Raw genomic sequence first — 15,483 nt, forward strand, 5'->3', positions numbered from 1 at the left:
CATGCAAATATGGGAAAAAAAAGAATTTATGAATTAGCTAAAGAGCTAGAATTAAATACTAAAGATATTATTGATTTTGCAACGACAAAAGGTTTTGATGTTAAAAATCATATGTCAACTATTGGTGATAATGAAGAACGTCAGATTCGCGATAAATTTAAAAAGGGCGCTGCTAAAGTAGTTGCTGCAAAGAAAATGGTTGAAAAAACTGTATCTAATGCAACACCGAAAAAACCAGTAGCAAAACCTGTTGCAAAGAAACCAGCACAACCTGCTAAAACAACGAATAGTAAACCTGTTGCTCAAAAATCATCGCAGGTAGCTTCAAAACCAGTAGCAAGAACAACTAACGCTGCACCAAAGACAACAAATGAAAAGCCAGCAAATCGTCCTCAAAATAGTACACAATCAAGTGCTAGAACTGCTAATAATGGTAATGCTAATCAGCAAGGACGTTCGAGATTTAATAATAATAACCGTTATGGGAATAATCCTTATAACAAACGTAACAGAAATAAGAAAAACCGTCGTTCAACGACACCAAAACCACCTGTATCACCCAGAAAAGATAAACCATTACCAGAAATCTTATATTACAATGCTGCAACTAATGTTGCTGAAATTGCTAAAAAGATTCATCGTGAACCAGCAGAAATTATTAAAAAATTATTTATGTTAGGCGTAATGGTTAACCAAAATCAAACACTCGATACAGATACAATTGAAATTTTAGCAGCAGAATATGGTATTAAATCAGAAGCTAAAATCGATGTAGATGTTGCTGATATTGATAAAATGTTTGATGCAGAAATTAAAAATGAAGATAATCTTGTTTCAAGACCACCAGTTGTTACAATCATGGGACATGTTGATCATGGTAAGACAACCTTACTTGATAAATTACGTCATACACATGTTACTGATGGTGAAGCTGGTGGTATTACACAACATATTGGTGCTTACCAAGTAAAACATGATAATAAAACAATTACATTCTTAGATACACCTGGACATGCTGCATTTACAAATATGCGTGCTCGTGGTGCCGATATTACTGATATCACTGTTTTAGTTGTTGCTGCTGATGATGGGGTTATGCCTCAAACAATTGAAGCAATTAATCATTCTAAAGCAGCCAATGTACCTATTATTGTTGCTGTTAATAAAATGGATAAGCCCGGTGCTAATCCTGCTCATGTTACAGAACAATTGGCTGAATATGAATTAATTCCTGAAAGTTGGGGTGGTGATACTATTTTCGTTGAAATTTCAGCGAAAACAGGCACAAACCTTGATGAATTATTAGAAATGATTTTACTTGAAGCCGAAGTTCTTGAATTACAAGCAAATCCAAAACAAAAGGGTATTGGATCTGTTATTGAAGCTCGTCTTGATAAAGGCCGTGGAACAGTTGCTTCATTACTTGTTCAACAAGGTACGTTAAAAGTTGGTGATCCAATTGTTGTTGGTAATAGTTTCGGACGTGTCCGTACTATGACAAATGATAAAGGCCGTCAAGTTAATAAAGCTAAACCTGCTACACCAGTAGAAATTACTGGTTTGAATGATGTTCCAGGTGCTGGCGATCGTTTCGTTGTCTTTGATGATGAAAAAACTGCTCGTGCAGCTGGTGAAGAACGTGCTAAACGTGCTTTAACAAAAGAACGTGGAAATGTTACGCATGTAACACTTGATAACTTGTTTGATTCACTTAAAGAAGGCGAATTAAAAGAAGTTGCTGTTATTATTAAAGCAGATGTTCAAGGTTCAGTTGAAGCTCTTGCAGGAAGTTTGAAGAAGATTGATGTTGAAGGTGTTCGAGTTAATATCATTCATCAAGCAGCTGGTGCAATTACTGAAAGTGATGTTACTTTGGCAGAAGCAAGTAATGCTATCATTATAGGATTTAATGTTCGTCCAACACCTCAAGCTAAACTTCAAGCACAATCTGACGAAGTTGATATTCGCTTACATCGTGTTATTTATAACGCAATTGAAGAAATTGAAACGGCTATGAAGGGAATGCTTGAACCAGTCTTTGAAGAAAAAATAACTGGACAAGTTGAAATTCGTGAAACATATAAAGTTACAAAAGTTGGAACAATTGGTGGTGCTTACGTCACTGAAGGTTACATCGAAAGAGATAGCGGCGTTCGTTTAATTCGTGATGGTATTGTTATTTATGAAGGTAAATTAGCAAGCTTGAAACGCTTTAAAGATGACGCTAAAATTGTTAAACAAGGTTTCGAATGTGGTGTCATGATTGAAAAATACAATGACATTAGAGAAGGCGACCAAATTGAAGCCTACGTTATGGAAGAAGTTCCAGTTAAATAATTCATAACAACTATAGGAGGATATAAAATGACACAACATTACCGTGTAGGTCGTTTATCACAAGAAATTCAAAAAGAAGTTAATGATATTCTTTTAAAACGAGTGAGAGATCCTCGAGTTGAAGGTGTCACAATTACGGGAGTTAATGTAACTGGTGATTTACAACAGGCGACAATTTACTATAGTATATTGTCAAATATGGCATCAGATGCACAAAAAACACAACGTGGTTTGGAAAAAGCTTCTGGATTAATTCGTGGTGAACTTGGATCAAGATTATCAATTTATAAAACACCAGAATTGGTTTTTGTAAGAGATGAGTCAGTTCAATATGGTGATAAAATTGATCAATTACTTAAAAAGATAGATTCTGAATATTAAAATAAAAATCCTGATACCGTTTGTTGCTCTATTTAAACTGTTGTTGATGGATAACTTTATGAAGGTCCTAATCCTTAGTGATTAGGCCTTTTTTTCTCCTCATCAATGGAGATATTATCTTATAATATAATCATATCTTTTATTTTTAATAGTAATCAAGTAAAATTAGTTGTAAGTATTGGTATCTCATATCTTTGATTATATGGTGTAGTTGAATACTAATTCATTTGAAGAATTATGAATTTTTCTTATACCACTATTCAACAATCATTAGATAGTGTGGTAATTTCCTTTAAAAAATTAATTTAATTTTCAAAATATATATTAGAAAGAGGTACTAATTTGAATTCAGAGCAATATAAAGAATTATTAACTTCACAGTCAAAAGAAGTATTAATTCGATTACTAACAAAATATACTGAGAATAAATACGAAATAAAGAATGATATATTAGCTGATTTGGGATTTTTGGATGAAGAAGAAGAAATAGAAGATGCAAAGGAACGAATTCGAGAAATTATTTATGAAAATAGGAAACAAGGGTATGTTTCGTGGAGAGGATACGACAATATTAGTGAAGTAGTCGATAATCTGCTCTCTATTTGTGACGTGAGATTTAGTCAAAATTATTTAAAAGCACCTATGTTAATATTATTAGATTTATTAGAACAATTAGTAAAGGTCAGTGAGTATACAGAATTAGGGTTTATGATTGAGCAAGAGAGTATACTTTCTAAAATACGGATTTATGTAGAAAAACTGTCTGTTAAAGATGGGGCAGATGAAAAGAAAAAATTAATTGTTACGAATGTTATTCGATATGCTAAAAAAAATTTTTGGAATGAATGGGCGGTGAGTGATTTTGATTTACTCAGTCTCATTCTTCCTTTGCTAAATACAAAAAATACGGATAAAGTATTGAAAATTGCCGATAAAATTAGTACAAGATTTGATGAATATACACAACAAGATAGGAAAAGTAAATATTTATTATTTAAAATTAAATTGTTCTTCCAAGTAAATAAAATTAAAGAAGCAGAAGAAATTATTAATAATAATTTAGATATTGATGATGTTAGAATGTTTAAAGTTGAGTTAGCTGTTTCAAGAAAAGACTATGAAGTTGCAGAAAAATTAGTACTAAAAAAATTAATTACAGATAATGATAAAAATATTCAATATTTACAACCTTGGTATACTCGACTAGATACTATCTATGAGGAGACAAATCAAGTTCAAAAAAGAATTGAGTATTTAAAACAGGCATTATATAAAGGCAATGATTCCGATTATAAAAAATTAAAAAAGCTTTTAGTTGATAATGGATTTTGGAAAGCTGAATACCCTGATATTCTGAAAAACATTTCTAAAACACTTGATAATTGGCAACTTGCACAGATATTAGCAGATGAAAACGAAGCTACCATTTTGCTACAATTAATTAAAAAAAATCTGAATTTATTTATGAATTATGGAAAATATATTTACCCACTATATCCCAAAGAAGCTAACATGATGTTTGAAAGCATAGTTAAAGATTTAATAGTTAAAGCTAAAAATAGAAAAGACTATCAAAATATTGGCGATTATATTTTACGGTATAATAACTTTGGAGATGAGGAAGTAGCAATATCTCTTTGTGAGGGTTTGAAAAAGAAATATAAAAATCGGCCTGCACTACAAAAAGAAATGGATAACGTTATGGAAAGAATAAAAAATTATGATGTTTATGGGAAGTTTTGTGAATAATAACGTAGCTAAAACTGTTGGTAAATAGGTATTTAGGAATGATGATAGATAGTTATCTCTTAAATAGAAATTTCAATATTTATAAAAATTAGAATCGATATCCCTTGTTTTACTGATTATGATATACTGTTAAAAGTATATTAACGGAGGTAAGACAATGGACGGAATTATTCCACTATTCAAAGAACGTGGTATGACCAGTCATGATTGTGTTTTTAAGTGTCGTGGCATTTTTCAAACCAAAAAAGTTGGTCATTCAGGTACTCTTGATCCAAATGTTGATGGTGTTCTACCGATTTGTATTGGTAAAGCGACAAAAACAGTAAACTATTTGATGAATTCTGGCAAAGTATATGCGGGTGAAATAACACTTGGTTTCTCTACAGAAACTGAAGATTTAGATGGCGAAATAATCGAAGAAAAAGAGATTATAGATCCTTTCACATCGGAAGAAATTGATGATGTTATGAACCAGATGACAGGTACAATGATTCAAATTCCACCAATGTTCTCAGCTGTTAAAGTAAACGGACGTCGCTTATATGATTACGCTCGTAAAGGTGAAACAGTGGAACGTCCAGAAAGACAAATAACGGTGACTTCATTTATTCAAACGAAAGCTACAGAATATGATTTAGAAAATAAAAGACAAAAAATTTATTTTGAAGTTGCATGTGGAAAAGGGACCTATGTTAGGACGCTAGCTGTTGATCTCGGTAAAAAATTAGGTGTACCTGCAGTTATGTCCGACCTGACTAGACTGGAAAGCGGCGGTTTTAGAATTGATAAGGCGTTTACCCTGGACCAATTAAATGAGGCTAAAGTCAATGGGACGTTAGAATCGTTGTTATATCCAATTGATACAGCGCTAACATCATTTAAAAGGTATGAATTAACAACTGAACAGTGGCTTATTGTCCAAAATGGTGGATTTTTAGCAGTTGATTCGTTTAATAATGAGCCAACAGTTTCTCTAGTTTATGAAAATAAAATTAGATGTTTATACAGATTGAATAGTGAAAAAAATCGTTATCAGTCTGAGACAATGTTTGATTTAGGATAAAGGAAGATATTGGAACATGAAAGTTATTTATTTAACTGAACCGTATAACCCTAACGAAATTAGTAATGATTCTATTTCACTTGCTATGGGTTTTTTTGACGGTGTTCATTTAGGACATCAAAAAGTAATACAAGAAGCTAAGCAAAAAGCTAACGAAAAAAATATTAAACTTGCAGTAATGACATTTGATAAGCATCCGTCAGTACAATTTCAAAAAGCACCCGAACAAAGTGTAAAATATTTAACGTCTATGGAAAAAAAAATATTATTAATGAAGCAATTAGGCGTTGATATTTTTTATATTTTAACGCTAAATAATAGTTTAGCAAAAATGGAACCACAAGATTTTGTCGATAAATATATGGTTGCATTGCATGTAAAGGTAGTAGTTGCAGGATTTGATTATACGTATGGTAAAAAAGATATCGCAAATATGGATACACTACCTTTATATGCTAATCAAAAATTTGAAATTATTACTGTGCCTGAATTAGCGACGAATCATCAAAAGATAAGTTCATCTCGAATTAGAATGGAAATTGATAACGGACATATTAGCGATGTTAATAAGTTATTGGGCTATAAATATGAAACACTTGGTAAAGTTGTTCACGGTGAAGCTAGAGGTAGAGAACTTGGCTTTCCAACATTAAATTTAGAATTCAATGAACACATTCGAATTCCGGGACCCGGAATATATGTGACTAGCGTTCAGGTTGGTGATGTCTGGTATCGTGGGATGGCATCTATTGGCTACAACGTAACGTTTGGAAAAAATCGTGAATTAACGGTCGAAATAAATTTATTTGATTTCAACGAGATGATTTATGGCCAAATTGTTACGGTTCAATGGTTAGCATATTTGAGAAGTGAAGTTAAATTTGAAGGTATTCCTGGATTAATTACGCAATTAAATAAAGATAAAAAAAATACTAATACTTATTTTGACCAACACATATAAGTATTGGTTTAATGGCTGACTAAATAGGATATATTTAGTCAGCCATTTTCTTTAAAAAAGTGAGTGCATTCCTTGACAATAATCTCAACATTTAGTATATTAATAGTTGTCTTAGCACTCCATTGTGTTAAGTGCTAAAAAGAGGTGATTGATCATGCTAACAGAAAGACAAATGTTAGTGTTAGAAGCAATTGTCAGAGTATATACAGAGGTTGGTCAACCTGTTGGTTCTAAATCGGTCGTTGATTTTTTACCAATGCATGTAAGTTCAGCAACTATCAGAAATGAAATGGTGACATTGGAAAATAATGGGTTAATTAAAAAAACACATTCTTCTTCTGGTAGAATTCCTTCATTTTTAGGTTATCGATATTATGTTGATCACATTGTTAAACCCGGCGTTGTTCCAGCAGCGGAATTAGCGAATATTCAAAATTCTCTTGGTGTTCATTTTCAAAAGATTGATGAAATATTTGCAGAATCAACTAAGATTCTTTCGGACTTAACAAATTATACAGCGATTTCTTTACGACCTGAAACAATGGAAAGTCGTCTCGAAGGTTTTCGATTAGTACCATTAGGAAATCATCGAATTATGGCTATTCTTGTGATGAGTAGTGGCGTTGTTGAGAATCAGACATTCAGTATTCCTAAATCGATTAACGGATCAGATTTAGAAGCCGTAACAAGGTTGTTGAATGACCAATTAATTGGGTTGTCATTAGCTGAAATTTCTAAGAAGTTAAGAACAAGTATCCCAGTTATGTTGGTTAATTATATGCGTAGGCCAGCTGGTATTTTAGATATTTTTGGTAATATTTTAAAGCAGGCAGCACGTGAACAAGTTTTTGTTGGCGGTAAATCTAATATATTAGATTTTGCTACCGATAGTAACGTGGATGAATTAAAATCATTATATGATTTAGTAGACACATCAAATAACAAGAATATTGGTGAATTAATTGGAATTCAAGGTAAACCTATTCAAATTAAAATTGGTGAGGAATTAACGAACCAATTACTTGATAACTATAGTCTTATATCAGCTAGTTATGATGTTAGTGACCATGGTCAAGGGGTTATCGCATTATTGGGTCCTACAAATATGCCATATTCAAAAATGATTGGTTTATTAGATGCATTTAGTGATGAGCTTGCTAAAAAATTGTTAGATTATTATCAACAATTTGATAAATAAGAAAAGGGGTGTTGTGTGTGGTTAAAGATGCCAAAGAAGATTTAGTTGAAGAAGATGTTACACAAGAGCAACATCAGTCTAGTGAAGCAACTAATCAAAATGAGAAAAAAAGTTCTGTTACTGATAAAGTAAAAGAAAAATTTAGTAAAAAGCCTTCTGATGCAGATAAATTAGTTGAGTTACAAGCTAGTTTAGACACAATGGAAGATAAATATTTACGAGCAGAAGCCGAAATGGCAAATATGAATACACGCTTTAAGAAAGAACAAGAACAACTCTTAAAGTATAGCGGGCAATCATTAGCTAAAGATGTTCTACCAGTTATCGATAATTTGGAACGAGCATTGGCAATTGAGGTTGACACTGAGAGTGGCGAACAACTTAAAAAAGGTATTGAATTAGTTTATAAAGATGCACAAAAAGCATTAACTAATAATGACGTTATAGAAATTGCAACTGATGACGTTACTTTTGATCCAAATGTTCACCAAGCAGTTCAAACAGTTCCAGCTTCTGATGATCAAAAAGCAGATACAATTGTTCAAGTCCTTCAAAAAGGATATAAATTAAAAGATAGAGTGTTACGTCCAGCAATGGTCGTTGTCGCTCAATAATAATATAAGAAGAGGTAGATAAATTATGGCAAAAATTATAGGAATTGATTTAGGAACAACTAACTCAGCTGTTGCTGTGTTAGAAGGTAAAGAAGCAAAAATTATTACAAACCCAGAAGGAAATCGTACAACACCATCTGTTGTTTCATTTAAAGATGGCGAAACTCAAGTTGGTGAAGTTGCTAAACGCCAAGCAATCACAAACCCTGATACTGTTGCATCAATTAAACGTCACATGGGAGAAGAAGGCTACAAAGTAGATATTCAAGGAAAATCATACACACCACAAGAAGTTTCTGCTATGATTTTACAATACATCAAAGAATATTCTGAAGCTTACTTAGGCGAATCAGTAACACAAGCTGTTATTACAGTTCCTGCTTACTTTAACGATTCACAACGTCAAGCTACAAAAGATGCTGGTAAAATTGCCGGTTTAGAAGTTGAACGTATTGTTAACGAACCTACTGCTGCTGCTTTAGCATATGGTCTTGAAAATACTGAAAAAGATGAAAAAATCCTTGTATTCGATTTAGGTGGTGGTACATTTGATGTTTCTATCCTTGAATTAGGTGATGGTGTCTTTGAAGTACTATCAACAAACGGTGATACTAAACTTGGTGGAGATGATTTTGATCAAAAAATCATGGACTGGTTAGTTGAGACCTTCAAAAAAGAAAATGGTATTGACTTATCAAAAGATAAAATGGCAATGCAACGTCTTAAAGATGCTGCTGAAAAAGCTAAAAAAGATGTATCTGGTGTTACTAGTGCACAAATTAGCTTACCATTTATTACAGCCGGTGCTGCTGGACCTTTACATTTAGAAGCAACATTATCACGTGCAAAATTTGATAATCTTACACAAGACTTAGTTGAACGTACACGTATTCCAGTTCAAAATGCTTTAAAAGATGCTGGATTAACAAATGCTGATATTGATCAAGTTATCTTGGTTGGTGGTTCAACACGTATTCCTGCTGTTCAAGCATTAGTTGAAAAAGAAACAGATCACAAACCTAACCAATCAGTTAACCCTGATGAAGCTGTTGCACTTGGTGCTGCAATTCAAGGTGGTGTCATTACTGGTGATGTTAAGGATGTTGTTTTACTTGATGTAACACCACTTTCATTGGGTATTGAAACAATGGGTAGCGTCTTTACTAAGTTAATTGATCGTAATACAACGATCCCAACAAGCAAGTCACAAACGTTCTCAACAGCTGCAGATAACCAACCTGCCGTTGATATCCATGTCTTACAAGGTGAACGTCCAATGGCTACTGATAATAAAACATTAGGCCGTTTCCAATTAAATGATATTCCTGCTGCACCTCGTGGAATCCCTCAAATTGAAGTTAAATTTGATATTGATAAAAATGGTATTGTTAACGTTTCTGCTAAAGATTTAGGCACAAACAAAGAACAAAAAATTACAATCAAGAGTTCAGGTGGTCTTGCAGAAGACGAAATCGAACGCATGGTTAATGAAGCTAAAGAAAACGAAGAAGCAGATAAGGCACGTAAAGAAGAAGTTGATTTGAAGAATGAAGTTGATCAATTATTATTCTCAGTTGATAAAACTTTGGAAGAATTAAAAGGTAAAGTAACTGAAGAAGAAATTAAATCTGCTGAAGATGCTCGTGATGCTTTGAAGAAAGCTCAAGAAGATAACAATGTTGAAGATATGAAAGTTAAGAAAGATGAATTGAATAAAATTGTTCAAGACTTAACTGTTAAATTGTATCAACAAGCACAAGAAGCTCAAGGTGAAGCTGGTGCTGAAGGCACGGCTAAAGACCCTAAAGATGAAACTGTCGATGGTGACTTCGAAGAAGTTAACCCTGAAGATAAGAAGTAATCTTTACTAAATTTTGAGTGTGATAGAAAGTCAAAGGCCTTTGGGACTTTGGCTTTTTATTTCATGTTAGACATGTTATCCTATTTAGAGCAATAAAAACCAAAAAGGTTATTCGGAGGTACGGAATGGCAGAGAACAAAGATCCATATAATGTACTTGGTGTGACTAAAGATTCGTCACCTGAAGAAATAAAAAAAGCGTATCGTAAGTTATCTAAACAATATCATCCGGATATTAATAAGGATGCTGGTGCCGAAGATAAATTTAAAGAAATCACTGAAGCATATGAAACAGTTGGTGATCCACAAAAGAAAGCTGAATACGATCAATATGGTTCAGCTGGGTCTCAAGGTGGTGCTTACCGAGGATTTGGTGGTCAAGGACAACAAGGTGGATTTGGCGGCGGTGGATTTGAAGATATTTTCAGTTCATTTTTCGGCGGTGGTGGTGCTTCCCAAGATCCAACCGCTCCACGAGCAGGTCGTGATTTGCAATACGAGATGACATTGACATTTAATGAAGGTGTTTTTGGTAAAGAATCAACAATTAAATACAATCGTAAAAGTCTATGTGCTACTTGTTCTGGTTCTGGAGCAAAACCTGGAACTTCTCCAATTACATGTCATAAATGTGGTGGTCGAGGTACTATCCAAGTTGAGCGTCGTACGCCACTTGGAAACATGATGACTGAACAAGAATGTGATATTTGTCATGGTACAGGTAAAGAGATTAAAGAAAAATGTGATACATGTCATGGATCAGGCCATATTGATGAAAGACATGAAGTTAAAGTAACTGTTCCTGCTGGTGTTGAAGATGGTCAACAGATGCGTCTTCAAGGACAAGGTGAATCTGGTGAAAATAGTGGACCTTATGGAGATTTATACATTATCTTTAGAGTTCAGGCTAGTGGCACATTTGACCGTGAAGGTCCTGATATTTACATTGATGTTCCAATTAGCTTTGTCCAAGCTGCATTGGGCGACGAAGTAACGGTTCCAACCGTTCATGGAGATGTAAAAATGAAGATTCCCGCTGGAACACAGACTGGAACGACTTTCAGATTACGTGATAAGGGTGCGCCTAAATTACATGGTAAGGGTAATGGTGATCAAGAAGTGACGGTTAATATTGAAACACCTCGTAATCTTAAAAAAGAACAAAAAGATGCTTTGAAAGAATTTGCTACAGCTAGCGGTAAAAACGTTGTTGGCGAAGGTAATTTATTTGATAAGTTAAAAGATCAATTTAAAAATAAGAAATAAAGTTAAAAATAGAATCGTCTTCTAAGATGATTCTATTTTTTTGTATGCGAACTGTAATTGTGTTTAGTAGCGTTGATTGTTATAATCAGAAGAGATAGAAACAAGAAAGTAGGACGCTATTAATGGATTTTGAAGAAATGCAAGATAGACAAAAACATATTCGAAACTTTTCGATTGTAGCACATATTGATCATGGAAAATCCACACTTGCGGATCGTATCCTCGAGATGACTGATACAGTTACTAAACGTGAGATGCAAAATCAATTACTCGATTCGATGGATCTTGAACGAGAACGTGGAATTACAATTAAATTAAATGCGGTTGAATTACATTATCTTGCTAAAGATGGTGAAACATATATCTTTCATTTAATTGATACACCAGGACATGTTGATTTCACTTATGAAGTTTCAAGGAGTTTGGCGGCTTGTGAAGGTGCTGTACTTGTTGTAGACGCTGCTCAAGGTGTTGAGGCACAGACACTCGCAAACGTTTATTTAGCGATTGATGATGATTTGGAGATTTTACCAGTTATTAATAAAATTGACTTACCATCTGCTAATGTTGAAATGGTAAAAAAAGAAATTGAAGATGTTATCGGATTAGATGCCTCTGATGCCGTTCTGGCAAGTGCTAAAAATGGTATTGGTATTGAAGAGATGCTGGAACAGATTGTAACGAAAATTCCTGCACCAAATGGTGATTTAAAAAAACCATTGAAAGCTTTAATTTTTGATTCAATCTATGATAGTTACCGTGGCGTTGTTTTGAGTATTCGGGTGGTTGACGGTGTTGTAAAACCTGGCGACACAATTGAATTAATGAATAGTAAGAAAAAATATGAAGTGACTGAAGTTGGGGTTATGTCACCCAAAGCAGTTAATCGTGATTTTTTAATGGCCGGAGATGTTGGGTATGTTACAGCGGCAATTAAAGATATTCGAGATACACGAGTTGGTGATACAGTAACTTCAGCTGACAATCCAGCAACTGAAGCACTAGATGGTTACCGTGCAATTAATCCTATGGTTTATTGTGGGTTATATCCCGTAGATAATTCAAAATATAATGAATTACGTGAGGCACTTGAAAGATTACAATTAAATGATGCTGCTTTACAATTTGAACCAGAAACGTCACAAGCACTAGGATTTGGGTTCCGTTGTGGATTTTTAGGGTTATTACACATGGATGTTGTCCAAGAGCGGTTAGAACGTGAATCTGGGTTAGATTTGATTACAACGGCACCATCTGTAATTTATCATGTTGATTTAACTGATGGTGAGAAAATAATTGTTTCTAACCCTTCTGAAATGCCAGAACCATCATCAATTAAGCAAATTAACGAACCTTATGTGAAAGCAAGTATTATGGTACCTAATGAATATGTTGGAGCAGTCATGGAACTTTGTCAAAAAAAACGTGGTGTTTTTGAGACGATGGATTACTTAGATGAATTCCGTGTAAATATTATTTATCATATGCCTTTATCAGAAATTATCTTTGATTTCTTTGATAAATTAAAATCTAATACACGTGGATATGCATCCCTGGATTATGAAGAAGAGGGTTACCGTCCAAGTGATTTAATTAAAGTTGATATCTTGTTGAATGGTGAAGCAGTTGATGCATTGAGTTTTATTGTTCATCGTGATTTTTCTTTTGAACGTGGAAAAGGTATCGTCAATAAATTAAGATCATTAATTCCGCGCCAAATGTTTGAAATTCCAGTTCAAGCTGCTGCTGGACAAAAAATTATTGCAAGAACAAATATTAAAGCATACCGTAAGGATGTTACAGCTAAATTGTATGGTGGAGATCGAACACGCCGTATGAAACTTTTGGAAAAACAAAAAGCTGGTAAGAAACGAATGAAACAAGTTGGTAATGTTGAGATTCCACAAGAAGCATTTATGGCAGTCTTGAAAATTGATGAAGATGAAGAATCTAAGAAAAAATAAGTAAAAACGACAACCGGAAAAGTCTGGTTGTCGTTTTTTTTATGATAAGTATGCTTCATTATTTTGCATGTAAACCATCTCATCGTATGAAATTTGTTCTCTTAACAGATTTGCCGTTGCAGGGGTGATTAATTTTTGTTCTAATTGAAGTTGAACAAAATTATATTCTAATTGAAAGGCATTTATAAAAATATTATTTTGTAAGATAAGTTCAGTCTCATTTGAAAACATTCTTCTGTGTCTAACTGATAAAAATTGTCTAACCAGAGTAACGGCCATTGAATTGTCAACAGTGGTAATAGAGGTTAAATAAGTAATTGCTGCCTGATAACTAGATTCCTCCATTAAAATAAAGTCATCTTTTGTATTATTATAATATTTTTTGAAAGTATTTTTTTGATTTTCAGTAACCTGAGATAGCGCTTTTTCGCCTTTCTTAATAGCAAAATGTTTAAATAAATGAAGTGAATAGAATTTCAAGTGTATTATGAGATGTTTAAGTGAAAATCCACGGGTTGATTGATAAGTTGTAGCAAGATACTTTTCGTACCAAGAACCAGTTTTTTCAGAAACCTGACCACTCGATAATAATTCATGCAAAATATTTTCTTCAATTTCTTGTGTTTTTTCTAATAGGTCATAAAAATCACTCTTTTTAGGCCGTTTTAAAAAATTTTGTTGGTTATATAGCGTTTCAATTACTGTTTGTCTTTCTGGACTAGGAATATTTGTGACATTAAGTTGTTCAACAGTGTAAATAACCATCTTAGAACGAATTTCACCAATATTTTCTAAAATAGTAATCTCATTCTTTTTGGTAATTAAGTGCGGTAGTAGGAAAGTAGGAACTAACATGCTAATTAATATAACTAATGCAGCTATAAAAATGATTTCATTTCTCATAGGGAATTCAATTCCTGAAACAGTTACTAATGGTAATGAGTATGCCATGGATAGTGTAATTGTTCCGTGAATTCCACTTAGGGCAAATGTAAAATCGTCTTTTGTTGATAAATTTTTTAATAGGAAGTGGGACCATAGAAAACGCATTAGTGTCATAATAAAGTAAATACCAATACTAATAACAAGTAAAATTAGTGAATTAAATCCTGAGCTTTTTAATAAATCCGAGGTAACAGTAGGCAATGTTAAACCTAGAACTACAAAAACAAACCCATTTAAAGCATCTGTAAGTACTTTCCAAATACTACTTGATATAAATTGTAATTTAGTTGAAGATAACCGTAAACGATCTTTTTGAACACCATGAATTAAACCGGCAGCAACGACTGCTAAAATACCTGAACAACCTAATTCTTCAGATATAAAATAAATTAAAAAAGGAGTTATTATTTCAATTGGAATCATAATTGCTGTATCTTCGATGTGCCAATTTAGTAACGTTAACCTTATTTTAACGAATACTAATCCTAAAAATGCACCAATTAAGAGTCCACCAAAAAATGATGTGCTAAAAGCACTTAGACCTTCGTTCATAGAAAAAGTACCTGAAGAGAAAGCAGTTAATGCTAAACTAAGACCAACAATACCAGATGCATCATTAAACAAGGATTCATTTTCCAATATATTCATCATTGACTCAGGAATCGGTAAATTTTTTGTCACTGAAGATACTGCTACTGTATCTGTGGGTGTGACAATCGCTGCTAACGCAAATGCTAAGGCAAGTGATAAATCAGGTAAGACTGAGTGAACTAAAAACCCAGTGACAATTATTGTTGCACCAACTAAAATGATGGCTAATGAAAGCGTCGTTAAAATATTTCTAGCTAATGCTCTTCTAGATGTATTTTGGGCTTCATTGAAAATAATAGGTGCAACGATTATCATAAAAAATAATTCTGGGTTAAGTTCGAAATGTTGGAAATTTGGTAATAAAGAAAGCGCTAATCCTATACCAATTTGATAAAAAGCTTGTGGAACTTTTGGAAACTTAACAGCAATCACATTTGCGATAACCACGCCACCAAGTAATAATAAGATAGCAGATAGTGAATCCATAATATTGCCTCCAATAATTTCAATTTAGAATGGTGTCTATTTTAACACATGTCTAAATTTAACAACAT

General features: G+C 33.2%; 11 protein-coding genes. 10 read left to right on the forward strand and 1 reads right to left on the reverse strand.

What is annotated here, in order from left to right:
- The first annotated feature begins 9 nt into the window (after positions 1-9).
- The 10 genes from infB to lepA all read left to right on the forward strand — a co-directional run bounded on the left by infB (position 10) and on the right by lepA (position 13,393).
- Positions 10-2,337 (forward strand): translation initiation factor IF-2, encoded by a 2,328-nt coding sequence (gene infB, locus AC1RPN_RS01995; protein WP_481761381.1) that lies wholly within the window; start codon positions 10-12, stop codon positions 2,335-2,337.
- Between the two features lie 27 nt (positions 2,338-2,364).
- Positions 2,365-2,718, forward strand: coding sequence for a 30S ribosome-binding factor RbfA (gene rbfA / locus AC1RPN_RS02000; RefSeq protein WP_409022457.1), 354 nt, complete (start codon positions 2,365-2,367; stop codon positions 2,716-2,718).
- A gap of 342 nt (positions 2,719-3,060) precedes the next feature.
- Entirely contained in the window at positions 3,061-4,467 is a 1,407-nt protein-coding gene (locus tag AC1RPN_RS02005) for a tetratricopeptide repeat protein (protein ID WP_481761380.1), read from the forward strand.
- Between the two features lie 157 nt (positions 4,468-4,624).
- Positions 4,625-5,530 (forward strand): tRNA pseudouridine(55) synthase TruB, encoded by a 906-nt coding sequence (truB, locus tag AC1RPN_RS02010; RefSeq protein WP_481761379.1) that lies wholly within the window; start codon positions 4,625-4,627, stop codon positions 5,528-5,530.
- A gap of 16 nt (positions 5,531-5,546) precedes the next feature.
- Positions 5,547-6,491 carry a riboflavin biosynthesis protein RibF gene (gene ribF / locus AC1RPN_RS02015; RefSeq protein ID WP_481761378.1) on the forward strand — a complete coding sequence of 315 codons (945 nt, stop codon included), beginning with the start codon at positions 5,547-5,549 and terminating at the stop codon, positions 6,489-6,491.
- A gap of 154 nt (positions 6,492-6,645) precedes the next feature.
- Positions 6,646-7,689, forward strand: coding sequence for a heat-inducible transcriptional repressor HrcA (gene hrcA / locus AC1RPN_RS02020; protein WP_409022460.1), 1,044 nt, complete (start codon positions 6,646-6,648; stop codon positions 7,687-7,689).
- A 17-nt stretch (positions 7,690-7,706) separates the two neighbouring features.
- Positions 7,707-8,303, forward strand: coding sequence for a nucleotide exchange factor GrpE (grpE, locus tag AC1RPN_RS02025; protein ID WP_481761377.1), 597 nt, complete (start codon positions 7,707-7,709; stop codon positions 8,301-8,303).
- Positions 8,304-8,328: 25 nt separating this feature from the next.
- The gene (gene dnaK, locus AC1RPN_RS02030) at positions 8,329-10,164 is read left to right on the forward strand and encodes a molecular chaperone DnaK (protein ID WP_481761376.1); all 1,836 of its coding nucleotides are present in this window, start codon (positions 8,329-8,331) and stop codon (positions 10,162-10,164) included.
- Positions 10,165-10,289: 125 nt separating this feature from the next.
- Positions 10,290-11,429 carry a molecular chaperone DnaJ gene (dnaJ, locus tag AC1RPN_RS02035; protein WP_481761375.1) on the forward strand — a complete coding sequence of 380 codons (1,140 nt, stop codon included), beginning with the start codon at positions 10,290-10,292 and terminating at the stop codon, positions 11,427-11,429.
- 122 nt (positions 11,430-11,551) lie between these two features.
- Positions 11,552-13,393: a translation elongation factor 4 gene (lepA, locus tag AC1RPN_RS02040; RefSeq protein ID WP_481761374.1), complete on the forward strand. Its 1,842-nt coding sequence runs from the start codon at positions 11,552-11,554 to the stop codon at positions 13,391-13,393.
- Between the two features lie 39 nt (positions 13,394-13,432).
- Here the strand turns inward: lepA and AC1RPN_RS02045 are convergent, their stop codons facing one another.
- Positions 13,433-15,415 (reverse strand): cation:proton antiporter, encoded by a 1,983-nt coding sequence (locus AC1RPN_RS02045; protein WP_481761373.1) that lies wholly within the window; start codon positions 15,413-15,415, stop codon positions 13,433-13,435.
- Between the last annotated feature and the right edge of the window lie 68 nt (positions 15,416-15,483).

This window comes from Dellaglioa sp. CoH-57-MRSF-20, assembly GCF_056781955.1.

Bases quoted from the DNA above. Each gene is read 5' to 3' on its own strand.
- infB (WP_481761381.1), top strand. From the start codon at position 10: ATGGGAAAAAAAAGAATTTATGAATTAGCTAAAGAGCTAGAATTAAAT.
- rbfA (WP_409022457.1), top strand. From the start codon at position 2,365: ATGACACAACATTACCGTGTAGGTCGTTTATCACAAGAAATTCAAAAA.
- truB (WP_481761379.1), top strand. From the start codon at position 4,625: ATGGACGGAATTATTCCACTATTCAAAGAACGTGGTATGACCAGTCAT.
- ribF (WP_481761378.1), top strand. From the start codon at position 5,547: ATGAAAGTTATTTATTTAACTGAACCGTATAACCCTAACGAAATTAGT.
- hrcA (WP_409022460.1), top strand. From the start codon at position 6,646: ATGCTAACAGAAAGACAAATGTTAGTGTTAGAAGCAATTGTCAGAGTA.
- dnaK (WP_481761376.1), top strand. From the start codon at position 8,329: ATGGCAAAAATTATAGGAATTGATTTAGGAACAACTAACTCAGCTGTT.
- dnaJ (WP_481761375.1), top strand. From the start codon at position 10,290: ATGGCAGAGAACAAAGATCCATATAATGTACTTGGTGTGACTAAAGAT.
- lepA (WP_481761374.1), top strand. From the start codon at position 11,552: ATGGATTTTGAAGAAATGCAAGATAGACAAAAACATATTCGAAACTTT.
- AC1RPN_RS02045 (WP_481761373.1), bottom strand. From the start codon at position 15,415: ATGGATTCACTATCTGCTATCTTATTATTACTTGGTGGCGTGGTTATC.